Origin of the sequence: Paracoccus nototheniae, from assembly GCF_004335005.1 — a bacterium.
Classification (GTDB): Bacteria; Pseudomonadota; Alphaproteobacteria; order Rhodobacterales; family Rhodobacteraceae; genus Paracoccus; species Paracoccus nototheniae.
The window spans coordinates 27,453-42,741 of record NZ_RQRT01000021.1 but is presented as its reverse complement, the minus strand read 5'-3'; the positions used below and the strand labels follow the sequence as shown (position 1 = coordinate 42,741).

The window sequence follows — 15,289 nt, the reverse complement described above, 5'->3', positions numbered from 1 at the left end:
ATCCTCCCCCTTTTGGTGTTTTTGGTGTCAGCGAATGGCGATCGGGTTGATCATCATCTGGACCGCGCCTTTCAGACGCGCCTGACCCAGCACGAACATGAATTCATTGACCCCGTCCGCCGCCAGTTCGCGCGTTTCCATGTTTTCCAGAATATAGATGCCGTGATGGGCCTGCAGGATCTGATGGGCGCGGAATGCCTCGCCCTCGGTCTCGGCGGGCACCACCTCCATGCCCCAGGTGTCGGCGCCCACCGCCATCACGCCCAGACCGGCCAGATATTCGGCCCCGCTGACGCCCAGACCCGGCTCGGCGGCGCCAAAGCGTTCGGGATCGGCATTCTGACCGTCCAGCAGCTCCATCCAGTTGGAATGGAACAGCACGACATCGCCTTCACGCAGCTCGACCCCCTGCGCCTCGGATGCGGCGCGGATGTCGTCTTCGGTATAGGCCACGCCCTCTTCGACCATGGGCGTGTCGAAATGGCGGGTCATGTCCAGCAGAACGCCGCGCCCGACCAGACCGGGCAGCTGATCCAGCCCCAGTTCGGTCAGCCCCGAGGCGGGCGCAAAATCGTGATAATGGCGCCCGCCGTAATAGACGTGATCCTCGCCCGCATGGCCCAGACCGTCGATCTGCGGACCGATGCCCAGCCAGCCCATGAAGATGTCGTCGTTATAGGTAAAGGCATTGTCGCCCAGCCCGGAATTGTCGGTCTGGCCGGGTTGCAGCACGGTCAATGCCAAACTGCGGGGCGGAAAGGCCGGGGTGTCGGGACCGACCACGATGCCAAGGCTATAGACCTTGCCGGTCGTCACCAGTTCAGCGGCCAGCCGGGTCCGTTCGGCGGTCATGTGATTGGCCGCACCCAGCTGGTCGCCCTCGCCCCACCGGTTGTCGGCCCATGCGGGCCTGTCGGGCTGACCTTGTTCTTGCGCCAGCGACAGGCCCGGCAGGGCCAGCGCCACGGTGCAGGCCAGAAGCCCGGCCCGGGCGCGTCCGTGCCAGCCCGCTGGCATGATGTCCGAAATCCCCATCGCTTCCTCCCAGAGCCCGAGTTGGGAAAAGGCTACGCCGCAGGGGACGGGGCGGCCAATATGCTATACCGATTTCAGCGATAGGTTTGTGCTATCGCAGCACGGATGGGCGTTCCCCCCTGCGCCGGACAGGTTAGTCTGCGCCACCGGGGGACGATGACAGGGAGGGGACGGATGGACATCAGGGCAGCGGTTCTGGAACAGGGCGGCATCCAGCACGGGTTCGCAGCCGCGCAGGCCTTGCAGGTGCGGCAGGTGCAGCTTGCGCCCCCCGGCCCGGGAGAGGTGCTGATCCGCATGGCGGCAGCGGGCGTGTGCCATTCGGACCTGTCGGTCATCAACGGCACCCGGCCCCGCCCGGTGCCGATGGTGCTGGGCCACGAGGCCTCGGGCTATGTCGAGGAGCTGGGCGCGGGCGTGGACGATCTGCAGCGCGGCGATCATGTGGTGTGCATCTTTGCGCCGGGTTGCGGCCATTGCCTGAAATGCGCCGAAGGCCGGCCCGCCCTGTGCACCCGCGCCGCCACCCATCACGGGCAGGGGCAGCTGATGACCGGGCACAGGCGGCTGTCGATGGACGGCCAGCCCGTGCATCACCATGTCGGCGTGTCGGCATTCGCCACCCATGCGGTGCTGGCGCGCCCTTCGTTGGTCAGGGTCGATGCGGATTTGCCGCCCCATATCTCGGCGCTGTTTTCCTGCGCGATGCTGACCGGGGCGGGGGCGGTCTTCAACACCGCCAAAGTCATGCCGGGATCGACGGTCGCGGTGTTCGGGCTGGGGGGTGTCGGGCTGTCGGCGGTGCTGGGCGCGGTGGCGGCGGGCGCGGGCCAGATCATCGCCATCGACCCCTTTGACGCCAAGCTGCAGACCGCGCTGGACATGGGCGCCACGCGCGCCATCAAATCCGACGCCCATACGGTCGAGGCCGTGCGCGACCTGACCGGCGGCGGCGTCGATGTCGCCATCGAGCTGGCCGGTTCCGTGCAGGCGCTGGAGACGGCCTGGGGCTGCACCTGTCGCGGCGGGCTGACGGTCACCGCGGGCCTGCCCCATCCCGATGCCCGGATGTCGCTGAACGCCCTGCAATTGGTGGCCGAGGAACGCACCCTGCGCGGCAGCTATATCGGATCCTGCGTGCCGCAGCGCGATCTGCCGCGGATGTTCGCGCTTTATGCCCAGGGCAAGCTGCCGGTCGAAAAGATGCTGACCCACCGGCTGCCGCTGCAGGATATCAATCTGGCCATGGACCGTCTGGATGATGGCAGCGCCATCCGCCAGATCGTCGAGTTCACCTGAAGGGACGCGGGCGTCATGGTCGATATCCGGCAGCTTCGCTATTTTCTCGCCATCGCGGATGCGCCGTCGATCTCGGCGGCGGCGCTGGCGGTGGGCGTGGCGCAACCGTCCCTGTCCCAGCATGTCCAGCGGATGGAGGAAGAGCTGGGCGTCAAGCTGATCGACCGGTCCCCGCGCGGATCGCTGCTGACGCAGGAAGGCCATGTGCTGGTCGATCATGCCCGGCGCATCTGCGCCGGTCTGGATGCCTGCGTGGCCGATATGCGCGAACTGGGCGGGGTGATCCGGGGCAAGGTCGGCTTTGGGATGCCGCCCTCGTGTTCGATGGTCATTCTGGTCGCGCTGGCCGAAACTGTGCGGCTGGAACTGCCCGAGGTGCGGCTGCGCGCCGTCGAAGCCATGAGCGGTTATATCAGGGACTGGATTCAGGACGGCACGGTCGATATCGGCTTTCTCTATGACCTGTCCGATGCGGGGCATCTGCGCGCGACCCATGTCATGGACGAACAGCTGTTCTTTTATTCCGCCCCCGATGCCTGGCCACTGGAAACGCCCCCCGGCGCCCCGGTCGCGCTGCGCGATCTGCAGCGGCTGGACATGATCCTGACCTCGAAAGGGCTGCGCCAGACGATCGAGACCTATTGCCAGAAGAACGGCGTCACCCTGAACGTGGTGATCGAGATGGACGCGATGACCCAGATCAAGGAACTGGTCGCACGCGGATCGGGCTATACGATCTTTGCCCCGGTCGCGGCGCAGGATTATGTCGGGCGCGGCGAATTGCTGCGCGCCCCCATCGTCGAGCCGCAGATGACCCGGCCCGTCTATCTGGTGTCGAACCCCGCGCGGGTGATGACCCGCGCCTGCCGCTCGGTCGAGCAGGTGACGCTGGACGTGGCCCGCGAACTGGTCCGCCGCGGCATCTGGGAGGCCGTGCTGGTCTAGACCCCGGCGATCACGGCCCCGCCCGTCATCTGGGCGGTCATCTGGCGGTCAGGCCCCGGATCAGCGCGCCCAGATCCTGCGCACCGACCGTGTCGGGGGCACCGTCCAGCGCGCCCGACAGATCCAGCAGCGGCTGCGCGTCGTCCTTCAGCACCGCGCGGGCCTTGGCGCGGATCTTGTCCAGCAGGATGTCGGTGGCGACGGGCCGGGCCAGATCATGGGCAAAGGGCAAAATCCGCCCGTCGCGCAGATGCAGCGCGCCCTGCGCCTGCTGGTCGCTGATCGCGGGATCGCCCGTCACATCGACCCGGCCCGCCAGATCGGCCAGCCCGGCATCGCCCGCCATCGCATCGGTATAGACCCGGTCGTCGCCCGTGGGCTGCCCCGTCACTACCATCGCCGCCAGCCAGCCATAGCTGAACTTGACCTGCAGCCCGGTGCGGGGATGCTTGATATCGCAGACCCGCAGCCAGCGCGGGGCGGTCCGCAGTTCGATCCGGGCGATGTTCTGCGGATCGATCGGGGTGTCCGCCAGCACGTCCAGCAACGCCTCGATCATCGCATGCAGGCCGTGGCAGCAGGCGTGAAACTTGAAACGGTTGTCGCGAAAGCGAAAGCCGGGCATGTCCGGGCCGGTCAGTCCCGCCTCAAAACCTGCCGGATCGGGCGCGTCGGAATGCGTCTCCACAAAACCCTGCGGCCCGAAGATCCCGTCATGCGCGGTGCTGAGGCCAAGACGGGCCAGCGCCACCGCCTCGATCCCGTTCGATGCCGCCAGCCCGGCGTTCAGCGGCTTGCCCATGGTGCCGAACTGCGATTTCAGCCCCGAGGCCCGCGTGGCGCACAGCCCAAGCGCGCGGCGCAGGGTCTGGCCGTCCACCCCCGCCAGCCGCCCCACCGCCAGCGTCGCCCCAAAGGCCCCCGCCGTGGCCGTCTGGTGAAAGCCGCGATTGTAATGCACGGCGCCCAGCACGCAGCCGATGCGGATCGCACCTTCGGCCCCGACCAGAAAGGCCTGCGCCATCCGCGCCACGCTGTCGCCCTGCTGTTCGCCCATGGCCAGCACGGCGGGCCAGATGCCGACGGACAGATGCCCCACATGGGCGAAATGCGTGTCGTCATAATCCAGCGCATGAGAGATGGTCCCGTTCGCCATCGCCGCCAGCCGGGCCGGGGCCCGCCCGCCGCCGAACAGGCTGGACCCGGCATCCCGGCCGCTTTCGTCCTGCGCATACCGCCGCAATGCCTGCGAGACGGGCTCGGACCGGCCCGCGATCCCGCAGATCAGCCAATCCAGCAGCGACAGCCGCGCCAGCCGCAGCACATCATCCGGCATGCGGTGGGGCGTCAGCGCGGCAAGCCCCGTCAGAACATCGACGGGATCGCTCGGACCGGCGGTCGCTTGGGGATCGGTCATGGGGTATCCTCTGTCTGACGAAAGCCGGGCCAGCATCGCCCCGACCCATGCGCGCGGCCAATAGGTTCTTCCTGTCCGGGGCATTGAGAAACCCTCTGACGCGGCTGCGGTCAGGGGGGCGGTCAGGGGGCGGTCAAACCGGTCCGATCCGCAAATGACGAATTGCAACAAGGGTCCGGGCTGCGTCATAACGGGACAAGGGGAATGTCTGTACCAATTGGTTCAGATACCGGAGGCGGTCGCCCCGGATGGGTCGGGAAAGACGGGCGCGATGATCATCCTTCATGCACAGCCGGATCAGCAGGTCAGTGCCCTGCCCCCGGATATGGCGCGGGGCGGCGATCTGATCGTTCTGGCCGGGGCCGTCACCGCCTTTGACGGGCTGGATCTGCCCCGACCGGCGGGCGCGGTGGGGGGCGACGTGCTGCGGCTGACGCTGCTGCAGCCGCAACCCTCGGCCCATGCGCTGCTGGCGGAATGCGCGGCGCTGTTCGCCGCCGTGCTGGCGCGGCATTCCGGTCCCCTGTCCTATCGCCGCGCGGGTCAGGCGCCGCTGGCATCCGCATCCCTGCCCTCGGCCTCTGTGTCGCCCGCCTCGATCCCCGCCGGCCCGCCGGTCTGCTGGCGCAGCGATGCGTCCGGGGCGGTCACGGCCTTTCGTCTGGCCCCTGCGGTCGCCGCCAGCCCGCTGCTGGCGACGGTGACGCGGGATCTGTGCCGCGCCGATCTGACCGACGACCGCCGCTTTGCCTTTCTTGCCGCCGCCTTCGCAGGAGCGTGAATGGACCCGCTGGACGACATCTGGGCCCGGTGGGCGCATCCGGCAGGGGTCATCGACCGCCGCGCGGATTTCCGCTTTGACCCCGCATTCTATGCCCGGACCTATCCCGATCTGACCGGGGATTGCGCGACCCTGCGCCGCCATTTCACCGATCACGGGCAGGCCGAGGGGCGCCACGCGACCTTTTATGCCCGGCTGCGCGCGCAGGCGCCCCATATCGACACGGCCCTTGCGCCCCTGATCACCGATCCCGCCCTGCGCGCCCTGACCGATGCCGGGCATCCCGGCGCGCTGGAGCTGGCATTCGAGCTGATCCAGCTGGGCGCGCCGGTCGATGCGCAGATCTCGGATTTCTCGATGCAGGCCTATCTGGACTGGCATCCCGACATTCTGGCGGCACGGATGAACCCGCTGCTGCATTACCTGCAATTCGGCGCGATCGAGGGCGGTCGCCGCACGCTGGCCGATCTGAAACGCTCGATCCACCGGGGCGGTCAGCCCTTGCGCGCCGACCGGCCCACGGTGCTGATCTGTCTGGACAGCCTGACGGACGGCGATCTGGCAAGGACCGGCCGCGATCTGGTGCGGCAGGCCCGTCAGACCCATAACGTCGCCGTGGCCCTCCATGACGGTGGCGCGATGCTGGACGATCTGCTGACCGATTGCTGCGCGGCCCTGATCACCGCCCACCCGCTGCGCGATATGCCCTATGTCACCGATCCGGCCTTTGCCGGGATCGACCATGCGATCCTGAGCGGTGTCGAGGCCATGCTGTTCGTCCATCCGCTGGTGGCGCAGGGCATCCCCTTTGTCACCTATGTGCACGAGCATGCCGATTGCGTGCATCCCGCGCGGGTCCGGACCGTGGCCAGCTTTTCCGACATGCTGATCTTTGCCTCGGACCATCTGCGGGGGGGGTGGACGGGACGGCTGGCCGATGTGGGGTTCGACATGGACCATGACAGCGCCGTCATCCCCCCCGCCGCGCTGGTGCCGGGCCGGGTCGGCACGGCCCGCCAACAGGCCGCGCGCGCGCGCCTGTCCGCGGTGCTGGGGCGCGATCTGTCGGATCTGCGGCTGATCTGCGGGCTGGGCGATCTGGGCTGGCGGAAGGGCAGCGACATCTTTGCCCAGACCGCCCGGCTTTGTGCCGCACGCGATGCGCGGACGGTGTTTGTCTGGGCGGGCGACGGGCTGAACCATCAGGATATGGGCTTTGGCATCTGGTTCGACCAGCATCTGCACCAGCCGGGCGCGGGCAATCTGTTCGTGCTGCCCGACGGTCCGCTGGTGGCGCCGCTGCTTGAGGCCTCGGATGCGATGTTCCTGTCATCGCGGCTGGACCCGCTGCCCGATGCGGCCTTTCGCGCCGTGGCGCATGACCTGCCGGTGGTCTGCTTCAACGGCGCGACGGGCTTTGCCGACGACCGCTATCGCCCGTCTGGCCGGATCACGCCGGTCGCTTACGCCGATCCATCGGCCGCGCTGGAGGCACTACTGGCCTTGCCGCGCAAGACCGGCAGCGACGACCCTGTCCCTGACGCCGATGCGGGCATCCCGGCCTATGACCGCATCCGGACCGTGCTGCAGGACCGGCTGGCGCGGCAGCGCAACTTTGTCATCGGCGAAAGCGCGATCGACATTCCGCTGCTGTTCACCGGATCGTCCGCCAACCGGCCCCTGCGCCAGCGGGAACGCGAAAAGCTGCTGCGCTATGGCCGCAGGCGGCTGTGGCGCGATGTGGACGAGGCACGGGCCACGATCGCGGCCTCGGACAACTGGATCCATCGTCGCCTGAGAATCGAGGATTACCGCCCCCTGCCCGCGATCACAGCGGACCTGCCCGCCTTTGCCGTCCATATCCATGCCTTCTATCTGGACGATCTGGAACGCTCTCTGCAGGGGCACGCGGCCTTTGCCCGGGCGGCGCGCATCGTGATCACCACCGACACCGCCGCCAAGGCCGATCGGATCCGCGACATGGGCGCCACCCTGCATCTGCCGGTCGAGGCGCTGGCGGTCCCCAATCAGGGCCGCGACATCCTGCCCTTTCTGCGGCTGTTCGCGCCCGGCGGGCTGGCGGGCGACGACCGGATCTGGTGCCACCTGCATCAGAAGAAATCCGTCCAGACCAGCAGCCATGGCGATGTCTGGCGGCGGTTCCTGCATCAGATCCTGCTGGGCGATGGCGACAGCCTGTCCCCGGCCCTGACGCGGATCGCCCAAGACGGCATCGGCCTTGTCGCCCCGTTCGAGCCTCATTTCGTCCCATGGGACGATTCGCGCCGCCGTCTGCCCGGGATCGCAGGGCGTTTTGCCGGGCCTTTGCCCGACAATCCGCTGCTGTTCCCGGTGGGCAACATGTTCTGGACCCGCGCGGATGTGGCCCGCAGCATGCTGGCCCTGTTCGGCCCCGATTATCCTTGGCCGAACGAGCCGATCCCCTTTGACGGGACCGAACTGCATCTGATCGAACGCCTGTGGCCCGCGATGGCGGCCCAGCTGGATCTGGACGCGGTCTTTCTGCACAAGCCGGACGAGCCGCGCGTCTGACATCCGCACGCCACCGCATCGTGAACAGATGACTGTTGCGACAATGTTTTTCTTGATCGGCGCCCCGGCATTTGCGATGGGCAGAGGGGCGCTTTGCCTGTCGCGCCGTCACGCGTGCGCCGGGGCGCCGCCCTGACCCGGAGATCGCGCCAGATGAGCCAGCCCGCAGCCTTCGACGCCCCCTCTGTCGCAACCCCGCCCGACAGCGGCACTCTGGCGGATGGGCTGTCGCCTATCGATCAGGGGGCCGGTCTCAACCCGTCCGACATTGCCGATTCGTCGCACCTGCTGCCGGATGCCGATCCGCATCTGCAAGCGGCCTTGTCCCGGCAGTGGCAGATGGCGGGGGCGCAGGATCTGCGCGACAGGCTGGGCGTCGCGCTGGCCCTGGACGATCCCGCGATCCTGCAGGCGGATGCCGCGCAGCTGGGCAGCCGGGTGGCGCAGGCCCTGTCCCGGCTGCGGGCCGAGGCCGAAGGTCTGGCGCTGCAATCGCGCGAACTGGCGCAAACCCTGCCCACCCTGACGGCCGAGCGTGATGGCCTGCTGGCCCAGTTGGCGCAGACCCGCGCCGGACAGGACCGGATGCGGGACGCGCTGACATCGCAGCGCGACGCGGCACAGGCCGAACGGGACAGGGCGCTGGCCGAACTGACCGAGGCCCGCGACCGCGCGACGCGGCACAGGCCGAACGGGACAGGGCGCTGGCCGAACTGACCGAGGCCCGCGACCGCGCGACGCGGCGCGAGGCCGCGATGGTGGCCAGCACCTCGTGGCGGGTGACGGCGCCGCTGCGCGCGCTGAGCCGCGCCGCCGGGCGTCTTGGGCTTTCGCCGCGCGGCTGGCGATAAGCCGACAGGCTGGGGCCGGGGCTTCAAGCGGGCAGCGTTAAGCGCGCGGCGTCAAGCAGGCGGCGTCATGCGGGCTGGCGAACCACCGTCGCGGGTTGCCAGGGGCGCAGTTCGGCCCCCATCCATGTCCCATGCGCGGCATTGGGAAAGACGATCCAGTCCTGACCAAAGCGGTCGGCGTGATCCTCGGCCAGACGGTGCTGATCCTCCAGCGCGGCCCCGGCATAGGCGCCGTGGAAATCATGCAGCGTGTCGCCCAGCTGCAAAATCACCCGGTGGTCGCGTTCGACACGGGCGCGGCGTTCCGCCTTGGGCGGGCCGAACAGCAGCACCTGTTCCGCATGGACCTGCGGCAGGCCAAGGCGCGACAGGGTGGCGATGGTGGCCAGCTTGTTTTCCTCGAACCGGTCCGAGACGTAAAAGATCGTGACGCCCAGATCGTCGGCCAGATCAAAGAAATCCGCAGCACCCGGGATCAGATGCGGGCTGCCCTCGCGCTCCCACAGCTTCCATGTGTCCAGGTTCTGGAACATTCCGTCATGCCCCATCGCCATGGCCATGACGGCGCTGTTGTCCAGGATCGTCTCGTCGATATCGCTGAGAATCGCCAGACCGGCCCCATCCCCCGCATCCCGCACCGCCGCCTGCAGGCGCAGCGTCGCCAGCGCATAGCATTGGCGTTGCAGGGCGCGCACCTCGGCCGAAGCCTGCTGATAGCGAACGGCGATGGCGTGGTCATGGGGGGTGCGGGGGGGAAGGGTCATCAACGGTCCTCGGCTTGCGCGCGCCCTTGGCTTAGGCCGGGCGCGCGCCAAGGTCAAATGCGGGTCACTCCCACGGTTCGACCAGCGGGGCTGCGGCCCATTCGGTCAGGGGCGCCTCGGACCAGGTGCCATAGCCCGCATTGGGAAAGACGATCCATTCGGCGCCCCATTTCGCCGATTCCTCGGTCACGGTGGCGCGCTGATCCTCCAGCGGGGTCTTGCGGAACCGCCCGTCGAAATCATGCAGCGTGTCGCCCAGCAACAGCACGATCTGATGATCGGCGCTGACGATCTCGCGACGCTCGACCTTGGGCGGGCCCAGCAGCAGGACCGAGGCGTCGCTGACCTGCGGCAGGCCAAGCGCCATCAGCGTCGCCACCGTGTCGGTCTTTTGTTCGTCCGAACGGTCCGAGACATAGCGGATCGTCACGCCCAATTCATCGGCATGGGTCAGAAACTCCATCGCACCGGGGATCATCGCGGGGATGCCGTCGCGTTCCCACGGCAGCCAGGTGTCCCATGCGTCATACATGTGGCAATCAGCCAGATCGCGGGCCAGCAGGGCGGAATTGTCGATCACCGTCTCGTCCAGATCGGTGACGACGGCCAGGGTCGAGGGATCCTCGACCCCCTCGACCGCCTGATCCAGACGCAGGGTCGCCAGATTATAAGCCTGCAATTGCAGCGCCCGCACCTCGGCCGATTGCTGTTGATAGCGCAGGCCCATGGTGAACTGGGCGACCGGGCAATCGCCGGTCTCTTGCGCCATCGCGGCGGGTGCGGCCAGCATGGCGGCCCCGGCCAGCAAGGCGCGGGTCATCGTGGTGAACATCGGCGGTCCCTTTCCTGAAAGATCCGGCTGACCCTAGGGAAGGCGGGGGCGCCGGTCAAACCATCAGGCGGCAGGGGCGGCGATCCTGACCGGTGCCTCGCGGACGGGCAGATGGATCAGCGCGCTGAACGCGCCGACACCCACGCCGATCCACCAGACCAGCAGATAATCGCCCGAGGCGTCATACAGCCAGCCGCCCAGCCAGACCCCCATGAACGACCCGATCTGATGCGACAGGAACACAAAGCCGTACAGCGTCCCCATATAGCGCAGCCCATAGATATAGGCGACCAGCCCCGAGGTCAGCGGCACCGTGGCCAGCCACAGCGCCCCCATGACCAGCGAAAAGACGATGACCGTCGCGGGTGTGATCGGCGTCAGGATGAATGCCGCCGCCGCGATGGTGCGCAGCGTATAGATGCCCGCCAACAGGTATTTCTTGGTATAGCGCTTGCCCAGATAGCCCGCCAGCAGGGCCCCCCCGATATTGGCCAGCCCGATCAGCGAAATCGCGACCGCCCCCAGGATCGAGGTCGTGGTGATCCCCAGCCCCGCCAGCATGCCCGCCGGATCGATGGGGCCGCACATCTCGGTGATCATCGCGGGGAAATGCGCGGTGATGAAGCCCAGCTGATAGCCGCAGGAGAAAAAGCCCACAAAGATCATCATGAAGGTCGGATCGCGGAACGCCCGCTTCAGCACGGTGCCCAGACTTTCCTCCAGCTCGCTGCGGGTGGCGGGCTTGCCCGATCCCAGCATCGGCAGGAAGGCCATCGTGCCCAGCACGATCACGCCAAAGATGATGAACACCGTCTGCCACGGGTAAAAGGCCAGCAGCACCTCGGCCAGAGGCGCGCCAAAGACCTGCCCCGCCGATCCGGCGGCGGTCGCGATGCCAAGCGCCAAGCTGCGGTTCTCGTCGCTGGCCGCCCGGCCCACCACGGCCAGAATGACGCCAAAGCCGGTGCCCGCGATGCCGAAACCGACGATGATCTCCAGCAACTGGATGCCGGCGGGGGTGGTCGCAAAGGCGGTCAGGATCAGCCCGGAGCTGTACAGGATCGCACCCAGAATGATCGCCCACCGGTCGCCCCACCGTTCCGCCAGCGCACCGAAGATCGGCTGCCCCACGCCCCAGGCCAGATTCTGAATGGCGATGGCCAGACTGAATTCGGCGCGCGGCCAGCCGAAATCCGCGGCGATCGGGATCTGAAAGACGCCAAAGCTGGCGCGCAGCGCAAAGTTGATCAGCAGGATCAGCGATCCGCCGATCAGAACCGGCGTCAGGATGCGGGAATGAGACATGGGCGAAACCTCGATGCGGTTCCGCAGGGTTGCCCCCGGTCGGGGACAACGTCAATCACGCAATTGTGGGGATGCAATCCACCCGCCGAAGGGGGGCCTCAGCGGCGTCGCAACTCGTTCTGGATCGAGAAGCGCGAGGCCGGGATCGCGCCACCCTTCTGCATCTCGCCCAGAATGACCGTGGTCTTCTGGCCGCTGTCATCGGTGACGACCCATTGGCGCAGCTCGGTCGGGGCGGAAAACACCATCTGGATATTGCCGTTCTGCGGACGCTGCGGATCCTGCGCGGTCACCACGGTCGCATTGTTCTGTTCGCTATGTCCGGTCACCATCCCCTGGCGGCCCAGATTGACATTCGCGTCCAGAATGATCGACAGCGGCGTCTGCGACAGCGGATATTGCTGCGGGCCGCTGTTCGACTTGCCGTCAAAGATCGCGACGCTGCCGCCCGAGGCCAGGACCAGCGTCGGGTCGTTGTTGTATTCGAACCGCACCCGTCCGGGGCGTTGGATATAGACGGTGCCGGTGGACACGGTGCCATCGGGGTTCACCTGCGTGAATTCCGACGTCAGCGTCGTCAGGCTGTTGAGATAGCGCGAGATCTCGTTCAGCGGGATGCGTTCGGCCAGTGCCGGAAAGGCCATGGCAAACAAAAGGGCGGGCGCAAGGGCGAGGGTGCGTATGTTCATGCCCCGATCATATCCCTTCGCGCAGCGCTTGCACATCACGTCTGCCGGATGATCCGCCCCCGCCCCCATCGCATGTCCGTGACCGTTCGCCGCGCATTGTTTCAATGCAAGCGCCTTGCCGGGAACACAAACAGAACATATCTTGCGGACCATGGCACAGCGCACCCTTGACCAGAAACTGGCGATCCTGTCGGACGCGGCGAAATACGATGCCTCCTGCGCGTCCAGCGGGACGACGCGGCGCGATTCGCGGTCGGGCGGGATCGGGTCGGCGGGCGGGTCGGGCATCTGCCACGCCTATACGCCGGACGGGCGCTGCATCAGCCTGCTGAAGATCCTGATGACGAATTTCTGCATCTATGACTGCGCCTATTGCATCAACCGCGTCAGCAGCAATGTCGAACGCGCCCGCTTTTCCCCCGAAGAGGTGGTGAAACTGACGCTGGAATTCTATCGCCGCAACATGATCGAGGGGTTGTTCCTGTCATCCGGCATCATCCGCAGCCCCGACCAGACGATGGGCGACATGGTGCGCATCGCGCGGATGCTGCGGATCGAGCATGGCTTCAAGGGCTATATCCACCTCAAGACCATCCCCGACGCCTCGCCCGATCTGGTGGCGCAGGCGGGGCTGTTCGCGGACCGGCTGTCGGTGAATGTCGAACTGCCCCAGGATGCCAGCCTGCGCCAGCTGGCCCCCGAAAAACGCCCCGAGACGATCCGCGCCGTCATGGCCGATGTCCGCTTGGGCCGAGAGGCCGCCAAGGACCGCAGCCATACCGGCAAGCGCCCGCCGCGTTTCGCGCCCGCAGGCCAGTCCACGCAGATGATTATCGGCGCCGATGCGGCCACCGATCGCGATATTCTGGCGACCTCGGCCAATCTCTATTCCGGCTATCTGCTGAAACGGGTCTATTATTCGGCCTTCTCGCCCATTCCTGACAGTTCGGCCGCGCTGCCGCTGATCAAGCCGCCCTTGATGCGCGAACACCGCCTGTATCAGGCCGATTGGCTGATGCGCTTTTACGGTTTCGACGCGGACGAGATCGGCGCCGCCCACCCTTCGGGCAATCTGGATCTGGCCATCGACCCCAAGCTGGCCTGGGCGCTGGCCAACCGCGCGCAATTCCCCGTCGATGTGGCCCGTGCCCCGCGCGAGATGCTGCTGCGCGTGCCGGGCTTCGGCACCAAGACCGTCACCCGGATTCTGGCCGCGCGCCGCAACGGGGCGCTGCGATACGCCGATCTGCTGCGCATCGGCGCGATCATGTCCAAGGCGCAGCCCTTCGTGACCCTGCCCGACTGGACGCCGGGGGCGCTGACCGACAGCGCGGATCTGCGCGCCCGCTATGCGCCGCCGCCCGAACAGCTGTCGCTGTTCTGATGATCCGGGTCCAGCTGCCGCGTTTTGCCCGGTTCGACGCATGGCGCGCGGCCGCCCGCGACCTTGCCAGCGCCCGCATCCCCCCCGAGACCGTCACATGGGCCGATCCCGACACGCCCGCCGATCTGTTCGGCGCCGACCCGCCGCCCTCACCCGGCGATCAGCCGGTCCGGGCGACGCAGGATTTCCTGCAACTGGCCCGTCAGGTCGCCAGCCATTCCGACCCCGAACGCTGGTCGCTGCTGTATGCCGCGCTGATCCGCGCGCAGACCGACCGCCGCTTTCTGGACAATCCCGCCGATCCGACGACGGACCGTCTGACACGGCTGGCCAAATCCGTGCGCCGCGACATCCACAAGATGCACGCCTTCGTCCGCTTTCACGAATTGCCCTCGGATGGCCCGCGCCGCGGCTTTGGCGCATGGTTCGAACCCGAACATCCGATCCTCGAGGCGGGCACCCCGTTCTTCGCCAAACGTTTCGCCGATATGGACTGGCTGATTGCCACGCCCGAGGGCACGGCCCGGTTCACCGGCAGCGCCATCGCCTATGACGACCCGGCCCCGCGTCCCGATCTGCCCGACGATGCCAGCCACGGGCTGTGGCAGACCTACTTCGCCAATATCTTCAACCCGGCCCGCATCAAGACCCAGGCCATGCGGTCCGAAATGCCGATGAAATACTGGAAGAACCTGCCCGAAACCCGCCTGATCCCCGACATGCTGGCCGATGCACCCCGCCGCGTGCAGGCCATGCGCGACGCAGGTGCCACCGACGCCCCTGCCTTCGCGCCCAAAATCACCGCCAGACTGCGCCAGCAGCCCGACGACCGGCCCCCCGACAGCCTGGCACAGGCACAGACCCAGGCCGCCCGCTGCACCCGCTGCGATCTTTGCCACGCAGCCACCCAGACCGTCTGGGGCAAGGGTACCACCGACGCCCCCCTGATGATCGTGGGCGAGGCGCCGGGCGATCACGAGGATCTGCAGGGCCGCCCCTTCGTCGGCCCCGCAGGCCAGCTGCTGCACCGCACCATGGCGCAGGCGAACGTGAACCCCGACCGCGCCTGGCTGACCAATGCGGTCAAGCATTTCCGCTTTACCCCGCGCGGCAAACGCCGGATGCACCAGACCCCCGACCGCCCGCATATCGAACAGTGCCGCTGGTGGCTGGATCTGGAACGCCGCTTCACCGCCCCGCGCCTGACGGTGGCCCTGGGCGCCACGGCGGCCTTTGCACTGACCGGCAACCGCAAACCCCTGACGCCCCGGCGCGGCACGATCGAACCCGCCTTCGATCAGGGCCCGGTGCTGATCACCTGGCATCCCAGCCTGATCCTGCGCCTGCCCCCCGACCGGGCCGAGGCCGCTCTGGCGGAACTGCGCGCCGATCTGACCCGCGCCGCCGACCTCACCGCCTGACCCTGCATTGGTC

General features: G+C 67.6%; 13 protein-coding genes. 7 read left to right on the top strand and 6 right to left on the bottom strand.

Features of this window, described 5'->3' with window-relative positions; all coding sequences use genetic code 11:
• Positions 1-27: 27 nt before the first annotated feature.
• Positions 28-1,035, bottom strand: coding sequence for a cyclase family protein (locus tag EG885_RS09945; protein ID WP_242679599.1), 1,008 nt, complete (start codon positions 1,033-1,035; stop codon positions 28-30).
• A gap of 174 nt (positions 1,036-1,209) precedes the next feature.
• Here EG885_RS09945 and EG885_RS09940 point away from each other — a divergent pair, with 174 nt between their 5' ends.
• Both EG885_RS09940 and EG885_RS09935 read left to right on the top strand, forming a co-directional pair.
• Positions 1,210-2,334, top strand: a complete 1,125-nt coding sequence (locus tag EG885_RS09940; RefSeq protein WP_131574326.1) for a zinc-dependent alcohol dehydrogenase family protein — start codon at positions 1,210-1,212, stop codon at positions 2,332-2,334.
• Between the two features lie 15 nt (positions 2,335-2,349).
• Complete coding sequence (locus tag EG885_RS09935; RefSeq protein ID WP_131574325.1) at positions 2,350-3,279, top strand: LysR family transcriptional regulator; 930 nt, start codon at positions 2,350-2,352, stop codon at positions 3,277-3,279.
• A 37-nt stretch (positions 3,280-3,316) separates the two neighbouring features.
• Here EG885_RS09935 and EG885_RS09930 read toward each other — a convergent pair whose 3' ends face one another.
• Positions 3,317-4,696 carry an MmgE/PrpD family protein gene (locus EG885_RS09930; RefSeq protein ID WP_165571099.1) on the bottom strand — a complete coding sequence of 460 codons (1,380 nt, stop codon included), beginning with the start codon at positions 4,694-4,696 and terminating at the stop codon, positions 3,317-3,319.
• A gap of 271 nt (positions 4,697-4,967) precedes the next feature.
• Between EG885_RS09930 and EG885_RS09925 the strand changes: the two genes are divergently transcribed.
• From EG885_RS09925 to EG885_RS09915, 3 genes are all read left to right on the top strand, one after another.
• Positions 4,968-5,477, top strand: coding sequence for a hypothetical protein (locus EG885_RS09925; RefSeq protein WP_131574323.1), 510 nt, complete (start codon positions 4,968-4,970; stop codon positions 5,475-5,477).
• A complete protein-coding gene (locus EG885_RS09920) occupies positions 5,478-8,030 on the top strand; it encodes a rhamnan synthesis F family protein (protein ID WP_131574322.1) in 2,553 nt (850 codons plus the stop codon). It abuts the gene before it with no gap.
• 153 nt (positions 8,031-8,183) lie between these two features.
• On the top strand, positions 8,184-8,747 hold the full coding sequence (locus EG885_RS09915; protein WP_131574321.1) for a hypothetical protein: 564 nt from the start codon (positions 8,184-8,186) through the stop codon (positions 8,745-8,747).
• Positions 8,748-8,946: 199 nt separating this feature from the next.
• On the opposite strand, the gene EG885_RS09910 is transcribed toward EG885_RS09915, so the two are convergent.
• From EG885_RS09910 to EG885_RS09895, 4 genes are all read right to left on the bottom strand, one after another.
• Complete coding sequence (locus tag EG885_RS09910; protein WP_131574320.1) at positions 8,947-9,645, bottom strand: 5'-nucleotidase, lipoprotein e(P4) family; 699 nt, start codon at positions 9,643-9,645, stop codon at positions 8,947-8,949.
• Positions 9,646-9,709: 64 nt separating this feature from the next.
• Complete coding sequence (locus EG885_RS09905; RefSeq protein ID WP_207392254.1) at positions 9,710-10,477, bottom strand: 5'-nucleotidase, lipoprotein e(P4) family; 768 nt, start codon at positions 10,475-10,477, stop codon at positions 9,710-9,712.
• 63 nt (positions 10,478-10,540) lie between these two features.
• A complete protein-coding gene (locus tag EG885_RS09900; protein ID WP_131574319.1) occupies positions 10,541-11,782 on the bottom strand; it encodes an MFS transporter in 1,242 nt (413 codons plus the stop codon).
• A 98-nt stretch (positions 11,783-11,880) separates the two neighbouring features.
• Complete coding sequence (locus tag EG885_RS09895) at positions 11,881-12,471, bottom strand: LolA family protein (RefSeq protein ID WP_131574318.1); 591 nt, start codon at positions 12,469-12,471, stop codon at positions 11,881-11,883.
• Positions 12,472-12,622: 151 nt separating this feature from the next.
• On the opposite strand from EG885_RS09895, the gene EG885_RS09890 reads away from it, so the two are divergent.
• Both EG885_RS09890 and EG885_RS09885 read left to right on the top strand, forming a co-directional pair.
• Positions 12,623-13,855, top strand: coding sequence for a putative DNA modification/repair radical SAM protein (locus EG885_RS09890; RefSeq protein ID WP_131574317.1), 1,233 nt, complete (start codon positions 12,623-12,625; stop codon positions 13,853-13,855).
• Positions 13,855-15,276, top strand: coding sequence for a UdgX family uracil-DNA binding protein (locus tag EG885_RS09885; protein ID WP_131574316.1), 1,422 nt, complete (start codon positions 13,855-13,857; stop codon positions 15,274-15,276). The genes EG885_RS09890 and EG885_RS09885 overlap by 1 nt, the downstream gene beginning before the upstream one ends.
• Positions 15,277-15,289: the final 13 nt, after the last annotated feature.